This window comes from Pedobacter sp., assembly GCF_045628745.1.
GTDB lineage: Bacteria > Bacteroidota > Bacteroidia > Sphingobacteriales > Sphingobacteriaceae > Pedobacter.
Genome location: NZ_JAZQPU010000368.1, coordinates 1 through 6,301 on the forward strand (window position 1 = coordinate 1; position 6,301 = coordinate 6,301).

Below are 6,301 nucleotides of genomic sequence, written 5' to 3' on the forward strand. Positions count from 1 at the left end.
ATGAAAGTGTTTAAGAAACTGAGCGATTTTTTTATAGACCAAAAAGTACCACGCCCACTCAAATTGCAGGTGCCGCTGTTGGTGAATGGTGATGGAGAAATCGTTTGGATTGCTGGTATGCGGACCGACAATAGATATAAAGTAAGTTCTACTACCAAAAAAGTAACTATATTCGAACTTAAATCTGCAACAACTGATCTTACATAAATGGTAAACCATTACGCATACCTGGAAAAACAATATATCGGCAGGGATTACATCCGCATTGTGATCCGTATGGTCATTGCTGCTTTTTGTTTTGCAGCTTATGTTTATGAGCGCGATCGCGACAATACCCAGGATCTATACCTGATTGTAGGTTTTGGCATCATCGGCATCTCCATCATCCTGATGTTTATGATTCAGTATAAAACCGTCATCTATAATAAAAGTATCATTATTGATGGACTTTGGACTGCCAAGAAAGTGAAGATCGACCTAAACAGCATTGTGAAGGTGCGCAAAGACAAATACAACAACTTTATCCTTAATAACCCAGTTTATAACCTCCATAGAAAGGGCAGCATCCGCTTTTACGCTTCTGGCAAGGATGCCATTGTACTCACGGACCGCGATGGTTTGGAGTATTTTATTGGCACTCAAAGACCTAATGAAATGTTCCTGGTGATACAGGAAGAAATGAAGCAAAAGTAGAATTCACAAAATAATTGCAATTGTGTAACACAAAGCTCAATAGAAGTGTGCTAATTTGCAACATTATTTAAAGAGCTATTCTTTGAATAGGTTAAGCTGGTGCTGCTATGAGCACAACAAAAAACAATAATTTATTCGAATGAAGATAGGTATAGTTTGTTACCCAACATTTGGAGGAAGTGGTGTAGTGGCTACAGAATTAGGTAAAGCACTTGCTGACGAAGGTCACCAGGTTCACTTTATTACTTATAGTCAACCTGCGCGTTTAGACTTCTTCTCTTCAAATTTATTCTACCATGAAGTTTCCGTGCGTGATTATCCTTTGTTTGATTATGCACCCTACGAATCTGCACTGGCAAGCAAGTTGGTAGATGTAGTCAGGTTTGAGAAACTCGATATCCTGCACGTTCATTATGCCATCCCTCATGCTTCTGCAGCCTATATGGCCAAGCAAATATTAGCTACTTATGGCATCCATATTCCCTTTGTCACTACTTTACACGGTACAGATATTACCCTTGTCGGCAAAGATCCAACCTATAAACCGGTCGTTACTTTCTCCATTAATAGGTCTGACGGTATTACTACCGTTTCGCAAAGTCTGAAAGATGATACCCTGAAACATTTTGACATCACCAGGGAAATTAAGGTGATTCCTAACTTTATAGATTTCCAGCGGTTTAGCCTGCAGCCAAAAGACCATTTTAAAAAAGCGATAGCACCCAATAATGAGCGCATCCTGATCCATACTTCCAACTTCAGGAAAGTTAAAAGAACAATGGATGTCATTGCGATGTTCCAAAAGATTTTACAAAAGGTGCCTTCAAAGTTATTGATGGTTGGCGATGGACCTGAGCGTGCTTATGATGAGCAATTGTGCAGAGACCTGGGGATTGTAGAACATGTGCGCTTTTTAGGTAAACAAGATGCCGTAGAAGAGATTTTATCGGTGTCTGATTTATTCTTGATGCCTTCAGAGTCTGAGAGTTTTGGCCTGGCAGCTTTAGAAGCCATGGCTTGTAAAGTACCGGTAATATCCTCCAATTCTGGTGGTTTACCAGAGCTTAACATTGATGGCTATTGCGGCTACATGAGCAATGTTGGCGATGTTGAAGACATGGCCAATAAATCAATTGCCATCCTTGAAAATGACGATGTATTGCAGCAGTTTAAAGAAAACGCTTTAAAAAGAGCTCAAGACTTTGATTTAAAACGAGTGCTGCCTATGTATATCGATTATTATGAAAGCATTATTGAAAATCAAAAGGTATTAACTTCTTAGGGGTTTACCGATTGCCATATTTAAAAGCCGCAGCATTTTTTAATGTTGTGGCTTTTGTTTTTTATTGATGCTCATTCCAGCAATTTATAAACTTATAATTACCTATCTGAGAAATATTAGTTTAGAGGGCGTTCATAGGGCCTTTGTAGGGCCTTCGTAGGGCGTAGGTATATCTCATAGCCCTACGAAGGCTATCTCAATGCCCTGCCAAGGCTTATTGAATAGATAGGTGTCTAATAGGTGTATAAACAATTACCTATGCCATTACATTTATTGTAAAGGTTGAAGAAATTTAGAAGGAAGGGGATTAGTGGCTAGAATTAGCTAGTTGCCTTTGGCAAACAATAAACACACAGGAGCGCCTACTTCAATTCTTTTACCAGAATCGGTCAAAGCGCCGGTGGTGGTGTTTCTGTTAAAAATAACAACCTGATGGCTGTTTTGATGACCCACCAATAAAAAGCGACCAGAAGGGTCTATGGTGAAATTTCTTGGTCCTTTACCCAAAGAACTCACTCTGGATACAAAGGCAAGTTTTCCTGTTGGGAAGATAGAGAACACAGAAATGGTATTGGCATCGCCACGGTTGCTTTGGTATAAAAATTTACCATCAGCAGAAACATGGATATCTGCAGCATCTACGCTGCCGGTAAAGCCTTTTTCTGTAGTGCCTATTGCCTGCAGGCGGTTTAAGGTGCCATTGGTGTAACTAAAAGCTGTGATACTGCCGTTAAACTCATGCGTAAGGTAAGCAAATCTACCATTTGGACTGAACGTTAGGTGTCTTGGTCCGCTGCCTGCCGGGGCCTTATAAACGGTTTTAAGGCTCAGGATCTGTCTTTTGGCAAGCGGGTTATATTTGTAAATATAAACCATGTCTTCACCAAGGTCGTTGCAGATTAAGAATTTCTTGTCGGGTGTAAACTGCACCATGTGCACATGTGCACTTTCCTGTCTTTTTTTAGGATCGATACTTTTGCCGGTATGTTGAATAACTTGTTTAGCCTCGCTAAGCGAACCATCATCGTTTCTGCCGAAAACAGCAAGACTGCCACCAGAATAGTTGGCTACGATTACGTATTTATCATCAGCGGTGAGGTAACAAGGATCAGCACCCTGACTGTTTTGCTGGTTAATGAATTTCAGCTCACCATTAGCGGCATTGAAATTAAAAGCACTTACGGCACTTTCTTTTCCGGTTTCGTTAACGCTGTATACAAATTGCTGATCAGGAGAAAGCGCCAGGTAACTAGGGTTATTGACGTTCTTGGTTACACTTTTCAATTGTGTATCCCCAGTAGCAGTGTTGAAGTTATAAGTATAGATCCCCTCACTTTTCCCAGTATTGGTATAAGTACCAATGAGTAAATTATAGTCTGTTTGCTGTGCTTGCGCGCCCAAACAAACAAGCAATACGGGTAACAGGGAGAGGATCTTATACATATTCATGTTTTTAATTATCTAATCAGATGTTTGATTTGGATCAACTCATGCTCTTCAAGGTAACGCCATCTTCCACGAGGAAGATCTTTTTTAGTCAGGTTACCATAAACCACACGGTCAAGTTTAACAACTTCGTAACCCAGGTGTTCAAAAATCCTGCGCACAATTCTGTTTTTTCCACTGTGAATCTGGATACCGATTTCTTTTTTGCTACCACCGGCAACATAAGAAACGCTGTCTGGCTTGATCAAACCATCTTCTAATTCTAAACCGAATTGAATTTTGTTTAAATCGCCCTGGCTTAAGCTATTGTTTAATTCTACCTGGTAAATTTTGGTGATACCGTTTTTAGGGTGAGAAAGTTTATCAGCAAGGTCACCATCGTTGGTCATCAATAATAAACCAGTTGTGTTTCTGTCTAAACGGCCTACAGGATAAATACGTTCCCTGCTTGCTTTTTCTACCAATTGCATTACTGTGCGTCTTTCCTGAGGATCATCAGTTGTGGTGATGTAATCTTTAGGTTTGTTTAACAACACATATACTCTTTTTTCGCGTTTCAACAACTCACCATTATAGCGCACGTTGTCTTTTGCAGGATCTACTTTATGTCCTAATTCAGTAACAACCAAATTGTTTACACTCACTACACCAGCCGAAATTAACTCATCCGCTTTACGACGGGAGCATATTCCTGAATTGGCAATGTAGCGGTTTAAACGAATCAGTCCATCGTCTTCTTTAGGTTCAGCAGGTTTTCTGGTCCGCATAACCGTATTTTTATCACCTTGCGATTTAAATACCGGTCTGTTGCCATCATCCTCTCTTTTTCTGAAAGGTCTGCTGTCAGTACTTCTAGAGCTGGAGCTCTTTTTATCATCGAATTTCCTGAAAGGCTTTTCAGCACCTGCAGCAAAATTATCTTTCTTGATATAACCTCTTGTTTTTGGAGCCGCGCTGTCGCCGTCTCTAGGTGTTCTAGGTTTGAAATCTCTAGGTCCAGAACTTTTACCCTGGTAACCTCTAGAATCTCCGTCTCTGCTTTCTCTTGGTTTAAAGTCTCTTGAGCCAGTGCTTTTACCCTGGTAACCTCTTGAGTCGCCATCTCTGCCTTCTCTTGGTTTGAAGTCTCTTGGACCTGTACTTTTGCCCTGGTAGCCAGTTTTAGGTTTTTCCTTATCGTCCTTTTCGCCAAACTTGCTTTTGCCCTTGTAAGTACTTTCTGATTCACTTCTGCTTCTGCCAGTAGTGCTTCTGTTGCCCGGTTTGGACTTGTCATCCCGACTGTTCCTGTTATTATTTTTAATCATGATAAACTGTTAACCACATAAATATGCGGGCAGCAAATTTAGCAAAAATTAGTGGAATCTTAAATCGATAAATGAAGGGCTTTGCAATAAATTAAAATCGGCGCTGAGGTATGTTTAAACCTTGATTTTGAGGGGTGTTTTTGTAATAGCTTGATAATTAGATAAATATAACGTATGTTTGCAGGCGTTTTAATTGTTTAACCTAAAAAAGGAGGAAAATGATAAAGAAACACGTAGTAACATGGTCGGTAATTTTAACCTTATTGATTGTGGCAACAGTGTTTGCTTACCAACTGCCCCCAGCAGAAAAAAGTGTAGTAAAAGTAGTAAATAGAACACCCGTTAAAAGCCCTCAAATAGAGGAAGTACCTCAAGCAATTAAGGTAGTTAAAGTAGAGGCACCGAAAACAAAAAAGGTGCTGATGAATTTTGCAAAAGTGACGCTGCCACAAGGCGATAAAAAGGCGGCAGCGAAGATGATAAAGGCACTCAACACCTTTTCTTATGCAAGAGTTCAAACCCATCGCTTGCACAGAAAAGCGGCAGAATGGTTCCCTATCATAGAGCCAATTTTGAAATCTTACGGCATACCTGAAGATTTTAAATACATGCCACTTGTAGAATCTGGTTTGCAGGGTGGAGAATCGCCAAAAGGCGCCGCTGGATTTTGGCAGTTTATGCCAGGCACGGCACGCAGTTATGGCTTAAAAGTAAATGACAAAGTTGACGAACGTAACAACTTACGCAAGTCTACCATCGCAGCCTGTAAATACATCAAAGAATTACACGGCATTTTCGGAAACTGGGCACTGGTTGCAGCCGCTTACAATGTAGGCGATGGACACATGAGAAAACAGATGGACCGACAAAATCAAAGCAATTATTTTAAAATGAAGCTTAACCGTGAAACCGGTGCTTACGTTTATAAGTTAATTTCTATGAAGCAAATTATTAAAAATCCTGTTCGTTATGGTTATTCAGCAAGGAAAGAGTTGCTGGCCCTGAACAAAGAGTAATAATTTTTAAGATCGACAGAGATTTATTGAGAAATAAAATCAATATAAATTATAAATCCACTAATGCTTTTGTGTTAGTGGATTTTTTTTTGAAGGTATGATTATAAATCCTTAACATGAGGTAGATACAATAAGACTCTTTTTATTAACTGCATAAAACTGCTATTTGTCATTATAATGGCCTCTTGCAGAAAGAATATCAACGGTTATTATTTCGTCATTGATTGAATAAACAAGACGCCAACTCCTCTATCAGTAACCGAGCCTTCTTGTATGCTTGTGGTTCTGATTTTTTTAAGGCCTTGAGATCTTCTTGAGCCTTGAGTGAGAATATGATAAAATACATCCGTTACAGGCTCTCGAAAAAATCATCTAATTCTTCTTTTGATTTAAGAACAATGCTTTTACCTTCTTTAATCTCTTGCTGTGACTCTTTTATTCTTGCAACCATCTCAGCCGTAAAGTATAAATCATCTGTTGATACCGGAGTAAGAACGTAAGCTTGTTTGCTTCCTCTCTTAATCACTATCTTTTTCCCTTTGTCAGCCATATCAAAG

At 39.5% G+C, this 6,301-nt stretch carries 7 protein-coding genes; 4 read left to right on the top strand and 3 right to left on the bottom strand.

Annotation, left to right across the window (positions count from 1 at the left end; genetic code table 11):
• The 3 genes from tilS to bshA all read left to right on the top strand — a co-directional run.
• The coding region (gene tilS / locus ACR2F7_RS13375; protein ID WP_432714056.1) for a tRNA lysidine(34) synthetase TilS at window positions 1-207 on the top strand (207 nt) is incomplete at its 5' end.
• The gene (locus tag ACR2F7_RS13380; RefSeq protein WP_432714057.1) at window positions 208-693 is read left to right on the top strand and encodes a hypothetical protein; all 486 of its coding nucleotides are present in this window, start codon (window positions 208-210) and stop codon (window positions 691-693) included.
• A 139-nt stretch (window positions 694-832) separates the two neighbouring features.
• A complete protein-coding gene (bshA, locus tag ACR2F7_RS13385) occupies window positions 833-1,975 on the top strand; it encodes an N-acetyl-alpha-D-glucosaminyl L-malate synthase BshA (RefSeq protein ID WP_432714058.1) in 1,143 nt (380 codons plus the stop codon).
• Window positions 1,976-2,299: 324 nt separating this feature from the next.
• On the opposite strand, the gene ACR2F7_RS13390 is transcribed toward bshA, so the two are convergent.
• Together ACR2F7_RS13390 and ACR2F7_RS13395 are read right to left on the bottom strand one after the other, a co-directional pair.
• Entirely contained in the window at window positions 2,300-3,418 is a 1,119-nt protein-coding gene (locus ACR2F7_RS13390; protein WP_432714059.1) for a lactonase family protein, read from the bottom strand.
• A 14-nt stretch (window positions 3,419-3,432) separates the two neighbouring features.
• Window positions 3,433-4,728 carry a pseudouridine synthase gene (locus ACR2F7_RS13395; protein ID WP_432714060.1) on the bottom strand — a complete coding sequence of 432 codons (1,296 nt, stop codon included), beginning with the start codon at window positions 4,726-4,728 and terminating at the stop codon, window positions 3,433-3,435.
• A gap of 218 nt (window positions 4,729-4,946) precedes the next feature.
• On the opposite strand from ACR2F7_RS13395, the gene ACR2F7_RS13400 reads away from it, so the two are divergent.
• Entirely contained in the window at window positions 4,947-5,744 is a 798-nt protein-coding gene (locus ACR2F7_RS13400) for a lytic transglycosylase domain-containing protein (RefSeq protein ID WP_432714061.1), read from the top strand.
• 349 nt (window positions 5,745-6,093) lie between these two features.
• Here the strand turns inward: ACR2F7_RS13400 and ACR2F7_RS13405 are convergent.
• Window positions 6,094-6,301, bottom strand: a 208-nt coding sequence (locus tag ACR2F7_RS13405; RefSeq protein WP_432714062.1) for a hypothetical protein, incomplete at its 5' end; no start/stop codon positions are given.

What these genes read in the sequence shown, in the direction of transcription:
- ACR2F7_RS13380 (WP_432714057.1), top strand. Translation starts at nt 208, where the DNA reads ATGGTAAACCATTACGCATACCTGGAAAAACAATATATCGGCAGGGAT.
- ACR2F7_RS13395 (WP_432714060.1), bottom strand. Translation starts at nt 4,728, where the DNA reads ATGATTAAAAATAATAACAGGAACAGTCGGGATGACAAGTCCAAACCG.
- bshA (WP_432714058.1), top strand. Translation starts at nt 833, where the DNA reads ATGAAGATAGGTATAGTTTGTTACCCAACATTTGGAGGAAGTGGTGTA.
- ACR2F7_RS13390 (WP_432714059.1), bottom strand. Translation starts at nt 3,418, where the DNA reads ATGTATAAGATCCTCTCCCTGTTACCCGTATTGCTTGTTTGTTTGGGC.
- ACR2F7_RS13400 (WP_432714061.1), top strand. Translation starts at nt 4,947, where the DNA reads ATGATAAAGAAACACGTAGTAACATGGTCGGTAATTTTAACCTTATTG.